At 42.8% G+C, this 22738-nt stretch carries 19 protein-coding genes; 11 read left to right on the top strand and 8 right to left on the bottom strand.

All coding sequences use genetic code 11. The features are described 5' to 3' along the window. Positions 1-197: 197 nt before the first annotated feature. Together nadC and LVY74_RS11870 are read left to right on the top strand one after the other, a co-directional pair. Positions 198-1046 carry a carboxylating nicotinate-nucleotide diphosphorylase gene (nadC, locus tag LVY74_RS11875; protein WP_151778280.1) on the top strand — a complete coding sequence of 283 codons (849 nt, stop codon included), beginning with the start codon at positions 198-200 and terminating at the stop codon, positions 1044-1046. Between the two features lie 148 nt (positions 1047-1194). Further along, complete coding sequence (locus LVY74_RS11870; RefSeq protein ID WP_237815333.1) at positions 1195-1707, top strand: peroxiredoxin; 513 nt, start codon at positions 1195-1197, stop codon at positions 1705-1707. A gap of 42 nt (positions 1708-1749) precedes the next feature. Here LVY74_RS11870 and ftn read toward each other — a convergent pair whose 3' ends face one another. From ftn to LVY74_RS11840, 6 genes are all read right to left on the bottom strand, one after another. Next, the gene (gene ftn, locus LVY74_RS11865; protein WP_111895751.1) at positions 1750-2214 is read right to left on the bottom strand and encodes a heteropolymeric bacterioferritin subunit Ftn; all 465 of its coding nucleotides are present in this window, start codon (positions 2212-2214) and stop codon (positions 1750-1752) included. A gap of 238 nt (positions 2215-2452) precedes the next feature. After that, on the bottom strand, positions 2453-4498 hold the full coding sequence (gene ligA, locus LVY74_RS11860; protein ID WP_269091367.1) for an NAD-dependent DNA ligase LigA: 2046 nt from the start codon (positions 4496-4498) through the stop codon (positions 2453-2455). A 63-nt stretch (positions 4499-4561) separates the two neighbouring features. Continuing rightward, positions 4562-5530 carry a cell division protein ZipA C-terminal FtsZ-binding domain-containing protein gene (locus tag LVY74_RS11855; protein WP_237815243.1) on the bottom strand — a complete coding sequence of 323 codons (969 nt, stop codon included), beginning with the start codon at positions 5528-5530 and terminating at the stop codon, positions 4562-4564. 1 nt (position 5531) lies between these two features. Next, the gene (gene smc / locus LVY74_RS11850) at positions 5532-8984 is read right to left on the bottom strand and encodes a chromosome segregation protein SMC (RefSeq protein ID WP_237815242.1); all 3453 of its coding nucleotides are present in this window, start codon (positions 8982-8984) and stop codon (positions 5532-5534) included. A gap of 10 nt (positions 8985-8994) precedes the next feature. Beyond that, positions 8995-9693: a GntR family transcriptional regulator gene (locus LVY74_RS11845; RefSeq protein WP_237815241.1), complete on the bottom strand. Its 699-nt coding sequence runs from the start codon at positions 9691-9693 to the stop codon at positions 8995-8997. 31 nt (positions 9694-9724) lie between these two features. Continuing rightward, positions 9725-10546, bottom strand: coding sequence for a sulfite exporter TauE/SafE family protein (locus LVY74_RS11840; RefSeq protein WP_237815240.1), 822 nt, complete (start codon positions 10544-10546; stop codon positions 9725-9727). A gap of 27 nt (positions 10547-10573) precedes the next feature. Here LVY74_RS11840 and LVY74_RS11835 point away from each other — a divergent pair, with 27 nt between their 5' ends. Genes LVY74_RS11835 through LVY74_RS11820 form a run of 4 tightly spaced genes read left to right on the top strand, consistent with a single transcriptional unit; the run spans position 10574 to position 13538 of the window. Next, positions 10574-11335 carry a biotin--[acetyl-CoA-carboxylase] ligase gene (locus LVY74_RS11835; RefSeq protein WP_237815239.1) on the top strand — a complete coding sequence of 254 codons (762 nt, stop codon included), beginning with the start codon at positions 10574-10576 and terminating at the stop codon, positions 11333-11335. A 12-nt stretch (positions 11336-11347) separates the two neighbouring features. Then, positions 11348-12085, top strand: coding sequence for a type III pantothenate kinase (locus LVY74_RS11830; protein WP_237815238.1), 738 nt, complete (start codon positions 11348-11350; stop codon positions 12083-12085). A 13-nt stretch (positions 12086-12098) separates the two neighbouring features. Then, positions 12099-12803 carry a hypothetical protein gene (locus LVY74_RS11825; RefSeq protein WP_237815237.1) on the top strand — a complete coding sequence of 235 codons (705 nt, stop codon included), beginning with the start codon at positions 12099-12101 and terminating at the stop codon, positions 12801-12803. 51 nt (positions 12804-12854) lie between these two features. After that, complete coding sequence (locus LVY74_RS11820) at positions 12855-13538, top strand: hypothetical protein (protein ID WP_237815236.1); 684 nt, start codon at positions 12855-12857, stop codon at positions 13536-13538. Between the two features lie 39 nt (positions 13539-13577). Here LVY74_RS11820 and ffh read toward each other — a convergent pair whose 3' ends face one another. Further along, a complete protein-coding gene (gene ffh / locus LVY74_RS11815; RefSeq protein ID WP_151710529.1) occupies positions 13578-14987 on the bottom strand; it encodes a signal recognition particle protein in 1410 nt (469 codons plus the stop codon). A gap of 145 nt (positions 14988-15132) precedes the next feature. Here ffh and LVY74_RS11810 point away from each other — a divergent pair, with 145 nt between their 5' ends. Continuing rightward, a complete protein-coding gene (locus LVY74_RS11810; protein WP_237815235.1) occupies positions 15133-15939 on the top strand; it encodes a cytochrome C assembly family protein in 807 nt (268 codons plus the stop codon). 695 nt (positions 15940-16634) lie between these two features. After that, positions 16635-17573, top strand: coding sequence for a tRNA-dihydrouridine synthase (locus tag LVY74_RS11805; RefSeq protein WP_237815234.1), 939 nt, complete (start codon positions 16635-16637; stop codon positions 17571-17573). 220 nt (positions 17574-17793) lie between these two features. Here LVY74_RS11805 and LVY74_RS11800 read toward each other — a convergent pair whose 3' ends face one another. Continuing rightward, a complete protein-coding gene (locus LVY74_RS11800; protein ID WP_237815233.1) occupies positions 17794-18837 on the bottom strand; it encodes a DUF1176 domain-containing protein in 1044 nt (347 codons plus the stop codon). 145 nt (positions 18838-18982) lie between these two features. Here LVY74_RS11800 and LVY74_RS11795 point away from each other — a divergent pair, with 145 nt between their 5' ends. The 3 genes from LVY74_RS11795 (at position 18983) to LVY74_RS11785 (ending at position 22706) form a co-directional block, all read left to right on the top strand. Continuing rightward, positions 18983-19726: a hypothetical protein gene (locus LVY74_RS11795; RefSeq protein WP_237815232.1), complete on the top strand. Its 744-nt coding sequence runs from the start codon at positions 18983-18985 to the stop codon at positions 19724-19726. A gap of 153 nt (positions 19727-19879) precedes the next feature. Beyond that, complete coding sequence (yccS, locus tag LVY74_RS11790; protein ID WP_237815231.1) at positions 19880-22060, top strand: YccS family putative transporter; 2181 nt, start codon at positions 19880-19882, stop codon at positions 22058-22060. Between the two features lie 85 nt (positions 22061-22145). Beyond that, positions 22146-22706, top strand: a complete 561-nt coding sequence (locus tag LVY74_RS11785) for a hypothetical protein (protein WP_151710523.1) — start codon at positions 22146-22148, stop codon at positions 22704-22706. Positions 22707-22738 lie beyond the last annotated feature (32 nt).

Raw genomic sequence — 22738 nt, 5'->3', positions numbered from 1 at the left:
ATAAATCATAAAATATTGAAATTTATATTCTTATTTAAAATAAAAACACCCTATTCTCAATCCTATCTTTTTACTTCTGCTCAAAATCAGCACGATTGCTAAAATTTATGCCAAGTATTTGTGCTAAAAATTAATATTTGCGTGTTGGATAGCGAACAATATATACTCCGTTTGAGCATATATTGGAGAGATTCGTCATGCGTTATGCATTGCCAGATGTGTTACTTCAACCACTGGTTCAATCCGCATTAAGGGAAGACTTGGGACGACGCGGAGATATTACCTCCGAAGCCACCATTGATTCACAGCAAACCACTGAATTACATATCATTGCACGTGAAGCAGGCATTGTGTGTGGTGTTCAGCTGGCTCGCCTTGCCTTTGCACTTATGGACCCAGCAATTGAGTTTAAAGCACAGTTGCAAGATGGTGATGTCTTGGAAAAAGGCAGCATCATTGCAAGCATTCAAGGTAATGCACAAGCCATTTTAAGTGCTGAACGTACCGCTTTAAATTTCTTAACCCATTTAAGCGGCATTGCCACCACCACCCACGAATTGCAAAGCAGTATTTCCCATACGTCAGCAAAAATTACCTGTACACGTAAAACCATTCCTGGTTTACGCGACGTACAAAAATATGCGGTGCGTGTAGGCGGCGGTCGCAATCACCGTATGGGTCTTGATGATGCCATTCTGATTAAAGACAATCATATTGCTTTAGCAGGCGGTGACATTACTCAAACCATTCAACGTGCTAAAGCTTATGCAGGACATTTGATTACCGTTGAAGTTGAAGTCGATACCCTTGAGCAGCTTGAAGAAGTCCTCAAAGAAGGGGTGTCTTTGGTTCTCCTCGACAACATGAGTCTAGAGCAATTGCGTACAGCCGTCGCGATGTGTCAGGGCAAAGCACAAACTGAAGCTTCGGGTGGCATTACCCCTGAAACAGCAGCCAGCATTGCAGAAACAGGGGTCGATTTCTTGGCGCTTGGTTATGTGACTCACAGTGCTCGTTATTTGGATATTGGCTTAGATTACGTCTAGCTTAAATTCAGGATAGCTTGTAACAAAATATAGGCGTTGCAAGCTATCACATATCCTCTAAAATGAACGATATCATGTCATTTAGAGTGAGATTATGACCGTCTTTCGTGCACTCTTGGCCAGTTGTACTATTACAGGCTTAATCACCATGAGTCCTTTCGTTTTTGCCAAAAAAGAAAGTGACAATTTACTCACCGCAATTCAAAAGCAATGGGTTGGACAAAAAGCGCCCACATTCAAATTACAAGATCAACAAGGTCAGTGGCACCAACTTTCTCAGTACAAAGGTCAATGGGTTGTCCTGTATTTCTATCCGAAAGACAATTCACCTGGCTGTACCCAAGAAGCCAATCAATTTAAAGCGCTTTATCCTCAATTTATTAAAAACAATGCTGTCGTCTTGGGTGTCAGTCTTGATGATGTGAAGTCACATCAAAAATTTTCAGAAAAGCTCAATCTTCCCTTTCCCATTTTGGCTGATGATCAACACAAACTTGCCAAACAGTTTGGGATTGTACGCAATTTAGGTTTTACTCAAATTGCCAAGCGTGAAAGCTTTTTAATCGACCCAAAAGGAACGATTGTTTATCACTATACCAGTGTAGACACACAAACCCATGCTGCACAGGTTTTACAAGATATTCAAAAGTTTAGCCAATAAAAAAAGCAGCCTTCGGGCTGCTTCTTCATTTGCTTGATCAGATCAGATTTGCGACTGAATATAGTTTTGCAAACCAATCAGTTCGATCAAACGCATCTGTTTTTCTAACCAGTAAGTATGATCTTCTTCGGTGTCCGACAACTGCTGACGAAGCATGTCACGGCTAATATAATCACCTTTGTCTTCACACAACTTAATACCTTGAACCAACTTTTCACGCACATGATATTCCAGTGCAAGATCGGCTTTTAGACAGCTCACAACATCTGTACCGACATCGACATCATCGCGCTGCATGTTAGGTGTGCCACCTAAAAATAACACACGGCGAATAATGGCATCGGCATGAGAGGCTTCTTCCTGCATTTCATGATCAATGCGTTCGTAAATTTTATTTAAGCCCCAGTCATCGTACATACGTGAATGGATCAGGTATTGATCACGAGCAGCCAGTTCGCCACCGATCAACATATTTAAATAGTCTATGACTTCTGGATTGCCACGCATGATGAAATTCTCCTTATAATATACGCACTAGTATGCAGCGTTTATCTAAAAAATGCAAAAAATAAATTTTATAAGTATATGATTTTCATAAAATTAAAATGAGAAACATACGCATTTGCACTTCAACTTGACTCATTTTATGACTGAAAAATAAGCCCTTAAATCACTTTAAGGGCCTAGACCATGACAAATGCAAGTTACAAATTTCAACATTCCTCAAGCATCAATAGCTCAGAACTTATTCAGCAATTACCTGCTGACCATACTCTGCCATCAGATTTAAAAAGTCAGATTCACTAATGACTTGTACACCCAGCTTTTCTGCTTTTTCAAGTTTAGAACCTGCTTTTTCGCCTGCCACAACACACTTGGTCTTGCTCGACACACTTCCACTGACACGCGCACCCAATGCCTGAAGCATTTGTGTTGCCTGATCACGGGTCAGTTGTTGTAAGGTTCCCGTGAGTACCCAACTTTCACCATTGAGTGGCTGACGTGTTGGCGCTGTAGGCGCATCCCACTCAATTCCTGCTGCCAATAAACGCTCAACCACTTCAATATTGTGCTGTGCCTGAAAGAAGTCCACGATCCATTCCGCGGTAATATCACCCACATCTGGGGTTTTCTTTAGGCTTTCAATATCGGCTTGGCGCAGCGCATCAAAGGTTTGAAACGTGTTCGCAAGCATACGTGCAGTGGTTTCACCCACGCCTCGAATTCCCAAGGCATAAATAAAACGCGCCAGTGTGGTTCTCTTACTGGCTTCTACCGCATCAAATAGGTTTTGAACAGATTTCTCACCCATTTTTTCAATGCCAAGCAAAGTTTCTCGGTGCTGATGTAACTGGTAAATATCCGAAACATCATTCAGTAATTCTAAATGCAGTAAGGATTCCACCCAACGATCCCCCAAACCTTCAATATCCAAGGCTTTACGGGAGACAAAGTGGCGAATCGCTTCAATACGCTGTGCAGCACAGTACAAACCACCTGAACAGCGCGCCAAGGCTTCACCTTCGGGCATGACCACTGGAGAATCACAGACTGGGCACTGGCTTGGAAGCTGAATTTCTAAAGCATCATTTGGACGGAACTCAGGCCAGACTTTTTCCACTTTTGGAATCACATCGCCTGTCCGATAGACACTCACGGTATCACCCACACGTACATCCAAACGGTGAATTTCGCCGATATTGTGTAAGGTCACATTCGACACCGTTACACCACCAACAAAGACTGGATTTAAGCGAGCAACTGGTGTCAATGTCCCTGTACGACCAACCTGCCAGTCGATTTGATCAACCGTGGTTAATGCAGCAACAGCAGGAAACTTATACGCGGTCGCCCAACGTGGTTCACGACTCAAAAAGCCCAATTGCTGTTGCTGTTTCAAGCTATCGACTTTAATCACCATACCATCAATTTCAACTGAAAAATCAGGACGTTCCTGTTGAATCTGTTGGTATTTTTCTTGAACTTCCTGAATAGACTGGCACAAGAACTGGCGTTCAGCGATTTCAAAACCAATCTTGGTTAACCATTCTAAACTTTCATGCATTGAAGGCAAACCATGATCAGGCTGACATTGGGCAATCCCATAAGCATAAAAGGCTAGCGGACGAGACCCTGCTATTTCAGGGTCAAGCTGACGCAAACTACCTGCGGCTGCATTTCGTGGATTGGCAAAGGTTTTGTCACCACGTGCTTGCTGATCGGCATTGAGTTTTTCAAAGCCTGATTTTGGCATCAACACTTCACCACGAACTTCGAGCAAGTCAGGAATCTGAATGTCGCTGCTATATAAGAATTTAGGCAGGTTACGAATGGTTTTGACATTTTGGGTAATGTCTTCTCCTGTTTCACCATCGCCGCGGGTTACACCACGCACCAAAACACCCTGTTCATACCAGAGCGAAATGGCTAGGCCATCTAGTTTCAGCTCAACATCGTATTGAACCTGTTGGCTCGGTAATCGCTCCTCAACACGACGGGCAAAAGCAAACAATTCTTCTTGATTAAAGACATTGCCCAACGACAGCATCGGAACGGCATGGGTCACGCTTTCGAATTTACTCAGTGCCTGACCACCTACTCTCAAAGTTGGCGTATCTTGCTGAATCAGTTCAGGATTTTGTTGTTCTAATGCTTTTAACTGATGAAAAAGATGATCATATTCACTGTCAGAAATGCTCGGTTGATCCATCACATAATAGGCATGGTTATGTTTTGCCAAAATTTGAATCAATTGACGCATCTGCGCAATGATTGCGTTTGTATCCACCATAAAATTTCACCATATAAAAGGGCGGACATCGTCCACCCTAAAGTCTAAACTCAGCGCTTTAAATTAGTTGCTCTGTGCTGCTTGCGGTTTGTAATCAATAATTTGATGACGCCAGTGTTCTTTTAACTGCTGCGTCAGTTCACAGTTATTTTCATCGAATACTTTACCATCAATGTCGCGGGCAATCAGGTTGGCAATGCTAACCATCATGTCAAAGCCTGTTTGTGCATTTGGATTTGGCAATGCCAAGAAAAATGCAAAACCTTGAACCTGCTCAGCCGATAACGTTTCCAAATCAAAACCTGCTGGACCTTCATCGGTTACACGCAACACCGAAAACATCAGCGGACTTTCTTCTTCGGTATTTTCATAGCGATGGAAACACGACAATTCACCAAAACGTAGACCGTATTTCAGTAACACTTTCAGCGCACGGTCGCCAGACAAAACACGGCGCGGGTTCGGATAGACATTGAGTGCAAAAATATATTCGGCATTCGACAAGGCACTTTCATCGTCATAGCGTTGCTGCTCGTGCAAATGCATATCTAAAATTGAGCTTTCTTCTTCAAAGTCTGCAATCTCAACCGTCTCAACATCAGGATTTAGGCTAAGCGCAATTTCTTCTTCTTTTTTAGCTTCTTCAGCTTCAACAGCTGCCGTTTCTTTTACCGTTTCAACTTCTGGTTGTTTGCTTTTTTGTACTACTGCCTCGGACACGACAACTTTTTCAGCAGCAACATTTTGTGCTGTGTCTTCAGTTTTCTTCTCAATAACAGGCTCAGCTTCTGCTACCGCTTCAGTTTTATCATCTTCATCTAAATGAGGTTCAACACGCTGCTCTAGAGCTTGTGCTTTAGACAACTGATCACGTACAAAACGTGGAATCACAGGCTGATTGGTTTCAGGGTTAATGTGCAATTCCGACTCAAGCGATGGCACATATTCTTTCGGTTTTCGAAACATCAAAAACAACCCCAATAAAATAATAGCAACCGCGATCACAATACCTACGATTGTGGTGATTTCCATACTATGACTCCGCAACTAACCCGTATTCTTTCGCTTCTTCTAAATTCACAGTCACCAATTTAGATGTGCCTGGTTCAGGCATTGTAACACCCAATAAATCGGTCGCCATGGTCATTGCCAGTTTATTATGCGTGATGAAAACAAATTGTACCTGCTCGGACAATTCCTGCACCAAATTGCAAAAACGCTGTACGTTGGCATCATCCAGCGGTGCATCAACCTCATCCAGTACACAAAACGGTGCTGGATTCAGACGGAAAATCGCAAAGACCAGTGCCAAGGCGGTCAGGGCTTTTTCTCCGCCCGACAATAATGCCAAAGTACTGTTACGTTTACCCGGTGGTCGAGCCATCAATTTCACACCCGACTGCCAGTCACTTTCTAAACTCAGGCTGGCTTCTCCCCCATTAAACACTTTTGGAAAGAGTTCCTGCAACTCCAGATTGATCTGTTCGAAAGTTTGCATAAATAACTTTCGGGTTTCCTGATCAATACTTTTCATGGCTTGCTGTAACTGTTCCACCGTGTTTTGCAAATCTTGCATTTGGTGAGTCAGTTCTTCATAGCGCTGTGCCACTTCTTCATATTCTTGTGATGCTGCCAAATTCACCGCACCGATTTTGTCGAATTGCTGCTGCGCTTTTTGTAATTGTGCCTGATGCGCTGTAAGCTCAATATCGACCACTTTTAACTGCTCAGCATTGAGCTGTTCAAGTTGCTCGCTATAGTGAGTCAAATCGGATTTGGCTGCCTGCCATGCCAGTCGTTTTTGCTCCAGCAATTCACGGACTTGCTCGTCTTGCTGCTGCAACTGATGGCGCTGCTCGGTCAGATGCTGCTGTTTTTCCTGAACCGTATTGAGTTCAAGTTGCCATTCCTGCCACTGTTTTTGCAGTACCGCGGTTTGCTGTTGCTGTTCTTCAAGCTGCGCCTGCAAACTCGGCAATTCAAGCTGAATCGGTTGCAATACACTTTGTGCTTGCTGAAGCTGTTGTACACACTGCGCGTATTGGCTTTTCAAAAAGCTCAGATCTTTTTCAAGCAGTTCGATTTGTTGTTGCTGCTGTTGGAGCTGCTGCTTGCTGTCTTGTAACTGCCCTTGCACTTGCTGACGTTGCTGTTGTTGTTCTTCACATTGCTCAGCCAGCTCATCAACCTGATATTGCAAGGTTTTATAATGGGGTAATGCCTGCTCCAGCTTGATTGCAACAGCATGCAGATCAATCTCCAGATCATCTTTTTGCATGGCATCTTCTTCGATTTGCAGATCGAATTGCTGGAGTTGCATCTGCAATTGTTGCTGCTGTACGGCAAAGGCTTGCTGTGCGCTGTGTAATTTTGCAACCTGCACATCCAGTTGCTGTTGCTGTTGACGGAGTGCTTTAGTTTGCTGTTGCAGGGTTTGAACCTGTTGCTGCGTGGACTGCAAGGCTTGTTCAGCATCGCTTGTCTGTTGCTGCAAAGCCTGTAACTGCTGCTGCCCTTGTGCCTGTTCCTGCTCAATTTCCTGCAAACGAATACGATGACTCAATGCACCTTGTGCCGCCTGACTTTGCTCGTCATACAGCAGCCCGATGACCCAATCTTGACCCAGCAAATAACCATCCAAACTCAGTAAGCTTTGCCCCGCCTGTAGTTTGGATTGTAAAACCTGTGCCTGAGTAAAATCAGGGACAATCGCCACGTTCTGCCACAACGAATTTCGTGGGTAAGCAATCCAACTGGCGAGTGTTGGCAAACCTAAAAGTTCAGTTTGCACAGTCGTTTCAGTGATGTGCAGTTGTCGTGCCTGTTCAGGGCTAAATGAGCTTTCTTCTGCTAACACATGTGCCGATAGCCACTGTGCCAGATATTTCTCTACCAAGCCTGCATGGGGTTTGGCGACCTCGTGTAACTGCAAAACTTGCATCAACTGCTGGGCTGATGACTGCTGTTTTGGCTGTTGCTTGGTCATCAGTTTTTGCAAGTTGCTTTGTTCAGCCTGCAAGATTTTGAGCTGTGACTGCTGCGCAGCCAGTGCTTTTTGCTGTTGCTGTACAATTTCTTGTTGCTGCTGTTTTTGTTGTTCAAATGCGTGGAGCTGCTGTTCAGTCTGCTGCAATTGCTCGGAAACACGCTGCTGTTGCTCAGTAAAATCGTCCAGTTCAGGTTGAGCCACCTGCGCTTTGACCTGTTGATATTGCTGAGCCAGTGTTTCTTTTTGATGTTCTAGGCGCAGAATATTTTTATTGAGTTGCTCGAGTTGCGACTGCATTTGTGCATGCTTTTGCTGTTGCTGCTCAACTTGGGTTTTAACCTGTTGATACTGCTGCAATGCGATTTGATATTGTGCAGACAAATCTGAATTTTGCTGTTGTTGCTGCTGATCATTTTGCTCAGCATGCTGAACTGTTTCTGCCAGTTGCTCACACTGTTCATGCAAGGTATCCAGTTGCATTTCAGTCAGTTGTAACTGCTCTTTGAGCTGTGTTTTTTGCTGTTCAAGCTGCACAACTTGCTGACTGTTTTGCTGCTGAATATTTTGCTTTTGTTCGACATTGAGTTGCAGTTCCGCCAATTTTTTCTCGGCAATTTGCCAAGCTTGCTGTAACGGCGTGGACTGTTGAATCAGGCGTTGAAACAAACTACTGGTTTCTGTCAGGTTATGTTCCACTGTGTTGAGTTCCGAACGCACCAGTTTAAACTGCTCACCAAACTCGGTCATTTGCGCGGTATATTCCTGCTGCAAACGCTGGCTTTGCTGACATTGGAACGACAAAATTTCGATTTTTAAGGTACGGACTTGCTGTTCAAGCTGTTTGTATTGAACTGCGGCTTCGGACTGGCGTTTCAGGGTTTTGAGTTGGGCTTTCAGCTCGTGGGCAATATCTTCCAGACGTTCCAAATTCTGCGTGGTATGTTCCAGATGTTGCAAAGTTTCACGACGGCGTGCCTGATAGCGCGATACACCTGCGGCTTCTTCCACAAACACGCGCATTTCTTCAGGTTTAGCATCGACCAAACGGTTGATCATGCCCTGTTCGATAATCGCATAAGAACGTGGCCCCAAGCCTGTTCCCAAGAAAATATCGGTAATATCACGGCGGCGGCAGCGCGTACCATTCAGAAAATATTCCGATTTACCCTCACGCGTCACCTGACGGCGCACCGCCAATTCTGAGTAGGCATTGTACATACCACCGAGTTTGCCCAGAGTATTTTCAAAACGCAGTTCGACACTCGCCACGCCCACAGGTTTACGTTTGGCTGTTCCTGTGAAAATTACGTCCTGCATACTACCACCACGCAACTGGCGTGCACTCGACTCGCCCATGACCCAGCGAATGGCATCAATCACGTTGGATTTTCCACAACCATTTGGCCCTACAATCGCACTACGGTTCGCTTTAAAGTGTAATGTGGTACTGTCGGCAAATGACTTGAAGCCTGAGAGTTTTAAACTGCTTAAACGCATACTGTCCTAATTAATGACGTGAGCGACGTGCCCATGCCAACTCGATCTGTTTCATTCGTGTCAGGGAGTCCAACACAAGCCCTCGCAAGTGTCGGCAAAAATCGTGCATAAATAAAGTGGCTTGTTGCAAATTTTGGGTCAAAATAGCATCAATCATCCATTTTATGCGATTAAAGGTTTCCTCCAAATCCCGCCGCGAAGTATTCAGGATTAAAAAATAACAACGGCGCAGTGCGGGGAACAAATCTTGAAAGAACTGGGCGAAATACAAATTATGGAATTGCCCCACGTGATTCAGTAGAAAATAAAACCACAAATCATAAAACTGTTCGGACTGCATCTGTTTGACATGCAGTGCCAGTTGCAGCTCAAGCTGTTCAAATTTTTGTTTTTCGCTAGATACATGCTGATAGATAAAACATTGAATCAACTGACTCAACAACATGTCACAACTTTCAAAGAGCTGATTGACCTGCTCCACACTCATTTCCGTGACAATTGCCCCGCGGCGTGGATAAATCTCGATTAAATGGGTGCGTTGTAATAGCAATAAAGCTTCACGTACTGAACCCCGACTGACTTGCATTTCCTTGGCAATGCGTAGTTCTGGAATACGCTCGCCCTCTAACAATTCGCCAGTAATGATTTGCTGTGCAATCCGATCTGCAATCTGTTCGGCAAGACATTGTTGTGCGGACTGCTGAAGCATGTTTCACCTGCTGAATTTTTTAATTTTGTTTTTAATGTGTGCTGTGTAAAAGTTGTATCACACCCTGATAAATAAAATAACTCCCCACCGTAAAAAGTAAGCCGCTAAAACATTTTTTCAACATGGCTGGGGACAAGGCATGCGCCACTTTTGCCCCAAACTTGGCGGTGACAAAACTCATAATACTAATGCCAATAAAGGCATAAATATGCACATAACCAATCGCATGCGGAATCTGTACGCTCTGTTTAGCACCGAACCACATAAAACCCAGTGCACCTGCAACCGCAATCGGGAAACCACAAGCGGCTGAAGTCGCCACCGCTTTTTGCATCACCACGCCATGTTTGTTTAAGTACGGCACAGTCAGTGAGCCACCCCCAATTCCAAAAATTGCAGAGGCTACGCCAATTCCCGAACCAGCGAGTGCCTGTTGCCAAACTGTAGGGAGTTGTTTTGAAGTATCAACCGTTTTATTGGCACCAAAGAACATACGCTGTGATACCCAAAGTGCAAACACCCCAATAATCAGTTGCAAACTATGTCCCGATAAAACATCGGCAACACCCGCGCCAAGAAAGGAACCAATCACTAAACCAGGGGCAATATTACGCACCACCGTCCACATCACCGCGCCTTTCTGATGATGAGCCATAATCGAACTTAAAGAGGTAATCATAATCGTAGCGAGTGACGTACCGAGCGCCATGTGCATAATCAGGTCGGGCGCATAATGCTGTTGGGCAAACACAATATATAAAATCGGCACAATAATCAGTCCGCCACCCACGCCAAACAGCCCTGCGGCAAAACCTGCAATTGCACCAATCAGTAAATATATGATTAACTCCATCTTATGTTTTCCCACGAATGATTGATTATGGATGCGGATACTCGTCAATTACAGCAGCTACTCGAACAGTCCAACTGTACCCCCGATATTGTATTGCTGAAACACAGCACGACATCGACCAATGACGACGTCCGTGCACTGGCGCAACAAGGCATGCATACGGCTTTGGTGTGTAGTGAAATACAAACACAAGGGCGTGGACAGCATCAGAGACAATGGGTTTCACCACAAGGAAACATCTATTTAAGCACAGTCATTAATACCAAAACAGCAATTGATGGACGTTTGGCACTGGAAGTTGCCTTAAATCTGATTCATATGCCTGTGCTCAAAGACTTTGATTTACAAATTAAATGGCCCAATGATCTCTATAGTAATCAAGGCAAATGGGGCGGCATTCTGGTCGAGCCAATTTCTGCGCATCAAGCAATCGTTGGGGTCGGCATCAACATTATCACCCCACCCGATCTGCAAAATTTAGATCAGGCAGTCACTTCTCTGAGTGAACTCGGACTGCATAATCGTAGCCGAATCGAACTGATTCATGACATATATGTGGCGATTCAGCAGGCAGGCGCATGGTTTAATCATGGTTGCTACAATTTGGCTGAACGCTTTAATCGCGTTGCGATGTTTAAAGGTGAACCTGTTGTTTTCGAACATCAGCAAGGTATTGCTGAAGGCGTATTCCTCGGCATTCAAAATGATGGTGGTATTCTCCTGAGTACCGCTCAAGGACAAACCGTTTATTATCAGGGACGTTTACGCCCACTTCCTTCTGCACAATAATCCGAGAATATCATGCAAAATTTATGGCTCGATATTGGGAACACACGCCTAAAATACTGGATTACCCAAGGTACGGATGTGATTGAACACGGCGCAGAGCTGCATTTGCAGTCCCCTGCCGATTTATTACTGGGCTTAGTTCATCACTTTAAAGCCATGCAGATTAGCCGTATCGGAATTTCTTCGGTACTGGATAAGAAAAATAATGACCGCATTAGTCGCATTTTAAAACGGCTCAACGCCCCACTTGCGATTGCCAAAGTGCAACGAGAATACGCAGGTTTACTTTGTGGTTATGAAGATATTCAGCAACTTGGAATTGACCGTTGGCTGCAACTTTTGGCAGTGGCAAATCCTGATCAGAATTTGTGTGTGATTGGCTGTGGCACTGCCCTCACCATTGATTTGACTCAGGGTATGCAACATTTGGGGGGCTATATTCTGCCAAACCTATATTTGCAACGCGACTCCCTGATTCAAAATACCAAGGGCATTAAAATTCCAGATTCAGCCTTTGAAAACCTAGAACCAGGACGAACAACCGTCGATTGTGTACATCATGGAATTTTACTTGGGCTAATTAGCACCATCCAAAAAATTTTAGAGCAATCGCCACGCCAGTTGATTCTCACAGGGGGTGATGCGGCATTATTTGCCCCTTTTTTACAGGATTATCACCCGATTGTTGAATCAGATCTCTTGCTTAAAGGTCTACAACACTATACTTTGCATCACAAAAACAATACCTGAGCTTAGGACTATCATGAAAAATCATTATAAAGTACTTGCGTTACTGACTTGCGGCGCTATTGTCACTGCATGCCAAAACCCAGCATCTGTACAGCCTCCTGTCACACAGACACCTGTTCAATCAACCACCAATAATCAAAATATTGTTGCCTATTTTTCTTCTATGCAAACAGGTGGGGTTTTACTGACCAATGCGCATAATGCCGATGTCTATCGTGTTCTCATCAAGCATGATGAGCATGGTTATTTGGTGCAGGACTTTTTTCAGGCATCGAAACAGCCGCAATCTAGCCCTGTATTGCTGAGCAATCCTGCGGATCTCAAAAATGTTGCACCTACATCAATCATTGGAGATCTCACGCTGTACTATCGAAATGGCAAGGTGTATCAACAAGCCACTTATAACCCTCAGCATCAGCCGATTGGACGAGCAACTACCTACACTGCTCAAGGCAAACTGATCATGCAAGAAGATAATCGCAGTGATGGTTCATATTCAGGTCAATTTTGGTATCCTGAAAATCTACACTTGGCACTCTCTTTTGAAATGAATGCCAAAAATCAGGTGACTTCTGCCAAAGGCTGGGATCGTCAGCAACATGCCATTGCAAACAGTCAATGTTTTGCTGAAAAGACGCTCAATCCTCAAAATACCAATGACCAATGCTATCAATTGCTGATGCAGTTGTATCAGAATAATGCCACTCTGGCAGATTAACATCGGTTCACGATCACCAAGCAACTGTATCAGTGACCAATGGGGGCAATCATGAAAAATATATTTCGAATACTGGCTTTTAGTTCTGGTTGCCTCATTTCACTTGGAACATCTGCAACCTTACTCAGTCAATATCAATCTACTGGACTGATTGTGGCTTATTTTTCCCCGATTCAGTTTGGCAATGAGTATTCCCCTACTCCACTGACAACAGGCTACTATCGGGTGATCAAACAGAAAAATTCACATGGTCAATACTTAGTACAAGACTTTTATATTGAAAATCGACATAAACAGTCCGATCCTTTTTGGCTAGATAATGCTCAGGACTTACACAGTTTTGACCCTATATCGATTAAAGGAAAAATTAAACTATACTATCCTACTGGTGAGGTCTTTTTTACAACGCAATATAATGCCAAGCACCAACTGATTGGGACAAGCCAACTTTACAATCGACAAGGCAAAGTACTTTCAAAAGATGTTGTATATGCTGATGGCTCAACTCAAAGTGATTATTGGTATAGCCCAAATGTCCCCGCGCTAAAAGTAAAGTTCGATAAAAACTGGCATGTCTTACACGCACAAGGTTGGGATACACATGGTCAAGCCATTCCTAAAAATGAATGCTTTGCTGAAAAATCTTTAGAGCCTCAAAATCAGCTTGATCCTTGTTATTTACTAATGAATCTGCTGAATAATCGCAATCAGACGCTCACCGAAGAAGAACCATAAAAAAGGCGCAATCTGCGCCTTTTTTATCTTCAGAATATTTTATTTCTTCTGATCGTTGTTGCCGAACAATGGACCCATGCCACCGCCGCCACCAAACTGTTTTTGCATACCGCTAAGTGAACGCATCATTTTGCCAATGCCAGATGGATTGGCAAATTTCTTCATCATTTTCGCCATTTGCGCATGTTGCTTAATCAATTTATTGACTTCAGCAACATCCATACCACAGCCTGCTGCAATACGTTTTTTACGGCTTGGGTTCATCAAGTCTGGATTACGGCGCTCTTTAAGCGTCATTGACAAGATAATCGCTTCCATTTTCTTGACTTGTTTTTCAGGATTAGCTTGCTGGATCGCTTGTTGCAAACCTGCTCCGCTCATACCTGGCAACTTATCCAAGAAGCCCATCATGCCGCCCATTTTGCTCATTTGCTCAAATTGCGTCAGCATATCTTCAAAGTTGAAGCTGCCACCTTTTTGCAATTTTTTCGCCATTTTTTCGGCTTTTTCTTTGTCGAGTTTGCGTTCAACTTCCTCAACCAAAGACAGCACGTCACCCATACCCAAAATACGTTGGGCAATACGTTCTGGGTGGAATGGTTCAAGCGCATCGAGTTTTTCACCCATACCCAAGAACTTGATTGGCTTACCTGTAATAGCACGTACTGAAAGTGCCGCACCACCGCGTGCATCACCATCAGTTTTGGTCAGAATCACACCTGTCAGTGGCAAAGCATCGTTAAATGCCTTAGCTGTATTTGCCGCATCCTGACCCGTCATGGCATCAACCACGAATAAAGTTTCAGTTGGTTTAACCGCTGCGTGCAATTCTTTAATTTCGTCCATCATGTCTTCATCGACATGCAAACGACCTGCTGTATCGACAATCAAGACATCGGCAAATTTGATTTTTGCCTGTTCGATAGCACGATTGACAATATCAATCGGTTTTTCTGTCGGTTGAGACGGAATAAATTCTGCACCAACTTCACCTGAAACCGTTTCTAACTGTTTAATCGCCGCAGGACGATAAACGTCGGCAGAAACCGTCATGACTTTTTTCTTTTGGCGCTCTTTTAAGAAGCGTGCCAATTTTGCTGCAGTGGTGGTTTTACCTGCACCCTGCAAACCTGCCAATAATACAACCACTGGCGGTTTCGCTGCCAAATCAAGGGTTTCGTTTTCCGCACCCATCATTTTGGTCAGTTCATCATGCACAATCTTGACAAAAGCCTGCCCTGGAGAGAGCTGGCTCATGACTTCTTGTCCAAGTGCCTGTTCCTTAACTTTCGCGATAAACTCACGCGTTACAGGTAAGGCAACATCCGCCTCTAGAAGTGCCATACGCACTTCTCGCAGGGTGTCTTTAATATTGTCTTCGGTCAGTTGGCCTGTACCGGTAACATTTCTTAAACTCTGTGAGAGTCGTTCTGTTAAGGTGTCAAACATTGCAAATTCCGCTTAAAATGGTCTGTTGCAAAAAAATCTTTCTCAAAAATAGAAAATTTATGCATGAAATGCTATAGGATACTTGAGTTCACATCGAAATTATATCGCATAGCATGAATATTCATTATTCCAACAAAGGTTTGACATGATCAGTCTCCCCTTGGTGTACACGATACTGGCTTTAATCGCTTATACCACTGGTTTTTGGTACTCCTTTATGCACTTATTGGCGAAGCGTGAGCCAAACCGTTGGTTTATTGGCATCATTCTGAGCATAGGTCTGTTGTTGCATGGTTATATTTTACAACATGACATGCTAACAACACATGGGGTCAATTACGACGTTTTCAACCTAATGTCGTTTACTTCTGGGTTAATGCTCCTCTTGAGCGCAGTATATAGCACCTATCGTCCCGTTCTTGCCCTCAATTTGCTGGGCATTCCTGTTGCAGCGACAGGGCTTATTTTTGGTTTTGCGTTTAGCCAGCCCAATCAGTTTATTGAAGAACACTCTTTTGGGCTAGATGCACATATCATTTTATCATTATCAGCTTATGCTGTCTTACTCATGGCAACCATTCAAGCCGTCTTGATGTGGTTCCAAGACCGCGAGTTAAAGAAAAAACAAAAACGGTTGTGGGTCAATCTATTACCCCCTTTTCAGGTCATGGAATCATTGCTGTTTGACATGCTGATCACAGGTTTTGTGGTTTTAACGGTGGCTCTCGGTTTTGGTTTCTTTACTGTAGATAGCTTCTTGGGACAACATTTAGCACATAAAACGGTATTTAGCATTATCTCATGGATTGTCTATGGTGTGTTGCTCGTTGGTCACTTTAAGTTTGGCTGGCGTGGACAAAAAGCGATTCGTTTTACTTTGATTGGCTTTGTATTGCTTGCTGTGGGCTTTATTGGCAGTAAGTTTATTTTGGAGATGATTTTAGGTCGCTAATCAAGTGACCTAGTCGCCTCTCTGTTACATAAATTAATTTGCGACATACTTGGCATTTTTATAAAAAAAAGTTATTCTTTTCAAATATATAAAATTTGTATTTTATTATTTAAATCACTGTTATTATATATTTTGCCAATCAAATTCGAATAAATTTCAATCAAATTATCTAGTTAATAAAAATATTTAACTGTTTTTACATATCTTATTTATCCATCAACAAAATACCAACAAGATGAATAAATAATACTACAGACATTTTATTGGAATATTTTATCTATTCATTTTTTCGATTTCATATTAAATTCGACATACCATAAAATGAATTACAGGCTCAAAAGATGATAAGCAACAATACGCGATCTCCATCAACATCGCTCACACAAACGTCGTCTTGCTGTAATACATGCAAACATATTATGCCCACGCAAAAAATTAACCCTCAGTTTAAAGGTCTGATTGCAACTTATGATGCAAATCACTACTGTATGCTTGAATGCTTAAATCAAAATTTTGAAAAATCTAAATAACTATTTTCATATAGATTTTATTAAAAGTCTGATACATCTTCATTTTATATTTTAATCAAACTAACCTTTATTATCTAAAATTAAAAATCTAACAATTCCTAGAAAAAGATCGACAGCGTTGTACAATTTGCGTATAACGCTGTTTTTATTTTTAGGGCAATCGCTTTGAAACTGATTCTTGCACCGATGGAAGGCTTAACCGATCCGATTATGCGTGATGTGCTGACGCATGTCGGCAGTTTTGACTGGTGTGTCACAGAGTTCATTCGCGTCACCAACTCAGTTTTGCCTGATCATATTTTTCATCAGTTTTGCCCTGAATTACTGAATGGTGGAAAAACAGCTGCGGGGACACCCGTGCATGTGCAATTTTTAGGTAATGATCCTGAAATGTTAGCAGCCAATGCTGTCCGTGCAGTGGAACTTGGTGCTCCTGCTATCGACCTGAACTTTGGCTGTCCTGCCAAGACTGTCAACCGTCACCGTGGCGGTTCTATTCTGCTTGATGAACCTGATGTCGTGCATATTTTAGTGAAAGCGGTTCGCGATGCCGTGCCTGCTCACATTCCTGTGTCTGCCAAAATGCGTTTAGGTTATCTCGATGAAAACCACACCATGGACAATGCCCACGCCATTGAAGATGCAGGTGCAAACTGGCTGACGGTGCATGCGCGTACTAAAGCCGATGGCTATACCCCGCCCGCCTTCTGGGAAAAAATTCGACCGATTCGCGAAGCACTCAAAATCAATGTCATTGCCAATGGTGAAATCTGGAATTATCAACATGCCAAAGCATGTCAAGCCCAGTCAGGCTGTGAAGATTTGATGCTGGGTCGTGGTGCAGTTACCACACCTGATTTGACGCAATGTATTCGCCAAAAATCTGATCAGGCTTTGCTGTCTTGGCAGGAGTTGGTCGAACTACAAATTCGCTTCCTGAATGGCCCAAGCAAAACTGAAATTGGCATGGTCGGACGTTATAAACAATGGCTCGGCATGATGAGCAAAGCCTACCCTGAAGCCAAGCAACTTTGGGATGAAATTAAACGCATTAAAGTGCTAGAGGATGTGATTCTACAGTTACAACGCAGTATCATCCCCTAAATCATTTTCATAAAGCTGTACCTGTTGCTTGAGCCAGTCCAAAAACAGACTGGTTTCAGGTTGCAAAGTCTGCCCTTCAGGTATCACACTTCAGTATGCCCACGGATATGCCACCACAGTAAAGCTGCAACAGCAGATGGAACAGACTGAATTTTTTCAGCACTATGCCTATCCACAAGCATAATCCATAGAGGGATGTTTGACTTCGCATCCCTCATGCTTATTTCACCTGACTGACATAACTCGGTAAATCCCAAGCACCGCCCAATTGAATCATACGGCACATGCCTGTCGTAGTGTCTGAACTTTTTACGAAGTTTTGACCATTCCAAACCCACTGGGCATGCCACCAACAATCTCCCAAACCACGACCTTTCTGTGATGCTTCAATCACACCATTCTCATAACCCGATGCATCAGTTGTTACCAATTGCGGTTTATATGGTTTTTGCTGCTGAATCACCCAGTAACCATAACCTTCGTTATATGCGCCACGCCAACATAATCCACTCACCAGTAAGCGTTTATTCGGTAAAACTGCTTCGACTTGTGGCTCAAATTTGGTGTATTCATCATTTTCAGTCAGGCTCGAACATTCCCGCTCATCGGATTTGTTTTTTGCTTGCTGCACTTTCAAGTTTTGGGTCAGAAGACTCCAATCCACTTGTTTTTGCCAAAGCTTTAAATTGGCGACTGGAATTTTCTGTTGATGAATAATCGGCATCGGTAAAGCAGCTAAAACTGACTTCTCGGACTGGTTCCCCACACGCATCAAAGCTGATGGCGTATTTAATCGACCTTGCTGTTCATCGAGTTTCAGTAAGACTGCATTTGCACCCTCACTCGACAGTTCCCAACGGGATTTGCCCGCAGCAAAATAAATACGCTGGCTGCCTTTTAAAGCACTTAACAAGGCACGGGTTTGTACTAAATTAAAATTCCCAGCAGCATCTTTTAAAATAATTTTGCCTAAATTTTGCTGACCCACCCAGAAATCCACGGCTTTAGGAATAGCAGGATCACCCTCATCACCCACATCGGCAAGTTGAAGCTTGGCAGTAACCGACTGATTCACACCCGCCTTACGCATCAACAATACAGACACCCTTGCTTGTGCATCATCACTCGAATATCCAGCTGCACGACAGGTTCGGGTATTGTCACAAGTCATTTCCCAGTCTTTATATTGAAATGAGCCATCATCTGCATGGGCAAAAACTGCCATGCCGCCAAGTAACATACCCACTGCGATACTTTTTTTCATTTTCACTATTTTTATCAGATACAAAAAAGCTGATTATGCCGAAAACGATTACTTTTATGCTGTAACAAAATTGCAAATCGCTTGAGAATAAATCATGTCTTCTATTTTAAAAATAAGTCTCATTAGCACCAGTCTATGCCTTGTCATGAGTTCTTTCGCACATGCAGACTGGCCAGAAAATGAAACCCAGCAACTCAAGTTTTGTACCACACTCGCAGCAAAAAATACTCAGGCCATGCAGTACTATCAAAAAGCACAGTATCTACAAGCCCGCAAAGTTTGGACAGAACATGTGGGATATTTGGAAAGCTGTTTACGCATGAAAGAAGATCCGAGTGATCAAGCCAAGCAGATTTTCACTGCAAAAAATTCTGCTTATTTGACCCAAAACAGTTTGGATACCTTATACAACAGCATTGCCCTAACCTATATCAAAACTCATGATTATGGCAAAGCCAAAGCGTGGCTGAGCCTTGCACCTCAATCGCCAAAAACTGCATTCAATTTAAAACTGATTCCACAACATTCAACCAACAACAGTGTCGCTGGTGAATACTGGATGTATGCAGGCTTAGGTAGTTGGCAAAGCTATACTGTAAAAGTCCAAGCCCATCAGCAATATCAGATTCATTTTGAAGGTCTATATTTTGGTTTAAATGGTTTGCTCTATGGGCCAAATCTCGGTGAGTATGAATATCAAGGAAAAATTCAAAATCGACAATCGACTTGGACATATCCTGATCCAATCGAGCATGATTTTTGCCGAATTGAACTCAAATTCCAACCAGATCGACTGCATGTCACCACAACGACCAATGGTTCACCCGACAGCAGTTGTGGCTTCGGACATAATGTCACCGCAGATGGTGATTACCTCAAAGTTTCCTAAAAATACTGTAAAAATAACAAGTCACTCATTTTAATCATGAACATTAAAGACAAGTTGATGATCCTCAACGTATAATTTCATGATTCAGTTAAAAAACTGTACTCACTGTACATTTTTGATCACAAGACAATCTTTGACTGGGGAAAATACAACTTGAATCTTGGGCTAAATCGCATTCGTCAAGTGACCTACAATGCATCGCTGATGTATAACTTCCGTATGGCTATCGCCTTTATTGGAACAGCTTTTGTGCCTTATTTTCTGCATTTTCAACTGGCAACAATCCCGCTGACATTAGGCGTAGTTGCAGCAGGATTAAGTGATATTGATGACCGCTTTACGGTTCGTATTTTAAATCAGTTCTATACCTATTTTGGGTTCTTTATTGCGGCAAGCTCAGTTCAACTGTTATTTCCCCACCCCTTTGTCTTTGCATTTAGTTTAATTATTGCCTGTGTTGTACTGATTTTATTAGGCTCTTTAGGGCGACGTTACGCCACAATTTCATATGGCTGTTTGGTGGTTTCTGTGTATGCCATGCTCGGTGTGCATTTGTTTGATGAATGGTACATGCAACCTCTGCTATTGATTATTGGGGCGGTGTGGTATGGCCTACTCTCAACCATCAGTTTTTTACTGTTTCCGATTCGTCCCGTCCAAGTCAAATTAGCGCAAAGCTACGCTTGTCTTGGTGATTTTTTATTTTCCAAATCCAACTTGTTCGATGTCGATATGACACCAGAAAGCTATCGACAAAGCATGATCGATTTGTCGATGGAAAATGGCAAATTGATTGCACTGTTTAATGACATGAAAACCGCACTACTCACCCGCCTAAAAGGTGACCGTGGGCAAAAAGATACGCGTCGCAGTTTACAATATTATTTTGTTGCGCAAGATATTCATGAACGTGCCGATTCAGCTCATATTGACTATCAACAACTGGCAGATAACTTTAAGCACAGTGATGTACTTTTTCGCTTTCAACGCATTTTATCTTTGCAAGGTAAAGCCTGTAAGGATTTGAGTGACAGCATCATTAAGCAAACACCCTATCAGCACAATACACGCTTTAAACATGCGTTTGAAAACCTACGCTTATCTCTCAAAAAATTACCAGAGCAATATCCTGACGATCCCATTTGGGTCAATGCGCTCCTATCACTCTATCAAAACTTAAAAGCGATTGATGGACAGTTACGCAACCTAGAAGCAGAACGTGCCATAAGCATGGAAATGAGCAAACAACAAGATCAACAACTGAAAGATGATGATCTAAAAGGTTGGGCAGATATCAAGGTACGCATTATGCAGAATCTCACCCCTGAATCTGTTTTATTTCGACATGCGATTCGCTTATCTACTGTACTGTTTTGTGCTTATATTTTTGTACAGTTCACCCATGATCATATTCAATATGGTTACTGGATTCTATTGACCGCATTATTTGTTAGCCAGCCTAACTTTAATGCGACCAAACGTCGCTTACGTCTGAGAATTTGGGGCACGTTACTGGGTATTCTGATCGGATTAGCCATTTTAAAATTTGTTCCTTCCCTTGAGGGACAATTAATCATGCTCATTTTAAGTGGCATCTTGTTCTTTGAACTTCGTAGTAAACAATATGCCCAAGCCACAGCATTTATCACCATTTTAGCTTTAATCAATTTTAATCTTGATGGAATGGGTACAACGGCAGCTTTCCCACGCATGATCGACACATTGATTGGCTGTGGTTTTGCATGGTTAGGCGTCACTTTTATCTTCCCAGACTGGAAATTCCGTCGTCTACCACATAGCATTCGCCGCACACTCAACGCGCAATGTGACTATTTAACTGAAGTCATTCAACAATACCGTCATGGTCGCAATAACGGGCTAGATTATCGTGTTAAACGTCGTACCGCACATAACCGCGACGCAGAACTGGCTTCACTGATTTCAACACTAGCAACAGAACCTGATTTTGACCCTAGTCAAAAAACAGCAGCATTTGATCTACTCTGCTTGAGCCATACCTTTTTAAGCTATATTGCTGCACTCGGTGCACATCGTGAGCAAATTCAAGATCCTGAAATTCTGACTTTGCTCGATACTGCATTAGATGACATTCGTGGCGCTCTCCTGCGTGATGAACGCCCAAATTTAAATGCGCCAAATATGGTACAAAATATTCGACAACGTTTATCACAAAATAATCAGGACGATCAGAAAGCATTGATAATTTTGCAGCAACTTTCGCTAATGTTTGGCATACTGAACCAGCTCATGACCTTGAAACAAAATTTAAGTAATGAGCACAATACCGATGCCAGTGAGTTGGCATCTCTGTAAAAGCTGCGATTTTGGTGTAATATGTTGACGTTTCGCCAATGTTTAATGCTAAACTTTTTTGAGTTTCTATTTGTAACGATTCACTATGACCGCTAAATCCTTATATGCATATACTTTGCAACCCGTAAACTATGAAGTTTCTGAAGCCGAACAGCGTAATGCGCAGTTAATGATTTGGCGCAGTACCAACAAAATCAGTCTAAAAGCTTGGGCAATTATGGGTGCTGTTGTGGTATTAGCACTTTTAGGAATCGCGCTTATCAAAAACTACTCAACTATTTTTTGTTGGGTTGCGATTGTCTGTGTGATTATCTACTTGGCTATTCGTAAATTTGGCTTAGAGTGGTATGTCAAACGCAAAATGAACGAATTTCCTGCACAGGAAATTAAAGGCATTCGTTTAGGCGTACAGCCTCATGGTCTTGTTATGCGTCAACAAATGGGTATGCAAGAAGGGGTTGGTACTGTTGGCTGGAAAGATATGTACGAATGGTACAACACGCCTGATTTCTTACTGATCAATTTTAAAGTCAAAGATCAGCAAGGCGCATATATTCTGCCAAAACGTATGGATTCAAAAAATTTCTCATTTGAAACCATTCGTAAACACCTAAAAGAAAGTGTTGGCGAACCAAAACAAATCTAAGTACCAAAATACAGAAAAACCTCCCATGCGGA

Source organism: Acinetobacter sp. ME22 (genome assembly GCF_022012315.1).
Lineage (GTDB): Bacteria > Pseudomonadota > Gammaproteobacteria > Pseudomonadales > Moraxellaceae > Acinetobacter > Acinetobacter brisouii_A.
Note: the sequence above shows the minus strand (reverse complement) of the source record. Positions and strands in the feature narration are given on the sequence as shown.

Coding starts and splice junctions, on each gene's coding strand:
- nadC (WP_151778280.1), top strand. CDS start 198: ATGCGTTATGCATTGCCAGATGTGTTACTTCAACCACTGGTTCAATCC.
- LVY74_RS11870 (WP_237815333.1), top strand. CDS start 1,195: ATGAGTCCTTTCGTTTTTGCCAAAAAAGAAAGTGACAATTTACTCACC.
- ftn (WP_111895751.1), bottom strand. CDS start 2,214: ATGCGTGGCAATCCAGAAGTCATAGACTATTTAAATATGTTGATCGGT.
- ligA (WP_269091367.1), bottom strand. CDS start 4,498: ATGGTGGATACAAACGCAATCATTGCGCAGATGCGTCAATTGATTCAA.
- LVY74_RS11855 (WP_237815243.1), bottom strand. CDS start 5,530: ATGGAAATCACCACAATCGTAGGTATTGTGATCGCGGTTGCTATTATT.
- smc (WP_237815242.1), bottom strand. CDS start 8,984: ATGCGTTTAAGCAGTTTAAAACTCTCAGGCTTCAAGTCATTTGCCGAC.
- LVY74_RS11845 (WP_237815241.1), bottom strand. CDS start 9,693: ATGCTTCAGCAGTCCGCACAACAATGTCTTGCCGAACAGATTGCAGAT.
- LVY74_RS11840 (WP_237815240.1), bottom strand. CDS start 10,546: ATGGAGTTAATCATATATTTACTGATTGGTGCAATTGCAGGTTTTGCC.
- LVY74_RS11835 (WP_237815239.1), top strand. CDS start 10,574: ATGGATGCGGATACTCGTCAATTACAGCAGCTACTCGAACAGTCCAAC.
- LVY74_RS11830 (WP_237815238.1), top strand. CDS start 11,348: ATGCAAAATTTATGGCTCGATATTGGGAACACACGCCTAAAATACTGG.
- LVY74_RS11825 (WP_237815237.1), top strand. CDS start 12,099: ATGAAAAATCATTATAAAGTACTTGCGTTACTGACTTGCGGCGCTATT.
- LVY74_RS11820 (WP_237815236.1), top strand. CDS start 12,855: ATGAAAAATATATTTCGAATACTGGCTTTTAGTTCTGGTTGCCTCATT.
- ffh (WP_151710529.1), bottom strand. CDS start 14,987: ATGTTTGACACCTTAACAGAACGACTCTCACAGAGTTTAAGAAATGTT.
- LVY74_RS11810 (WP_237815235.1), top strand. CDS start 15,133: ATGATCAGTCTCCCCTTGGTGTACACGATACTGGCTTTAATCGCTTAT.
- LVY74_RS11800 (WP_237815233.1), bottom strand. CDS start 18,837: ATGAAAAAAAGTATCGCAGTGGGTATGTTACTTGGCGGCATGGCAGTT.
- LVY74_RS11795 (WP_237815232.1), top strand. CDS start 18,983: ATGAGTTCTTTCGCACATGCAGACTGGCCAGAAAATGAAACCCAGCAA.
- LVY74_RS11785 (WP_151710523.1), top strand. CDS start 22,146: ATGACCGCTAAATCCTTATATGCATATACTTTGCAACCCGTAAACTAT.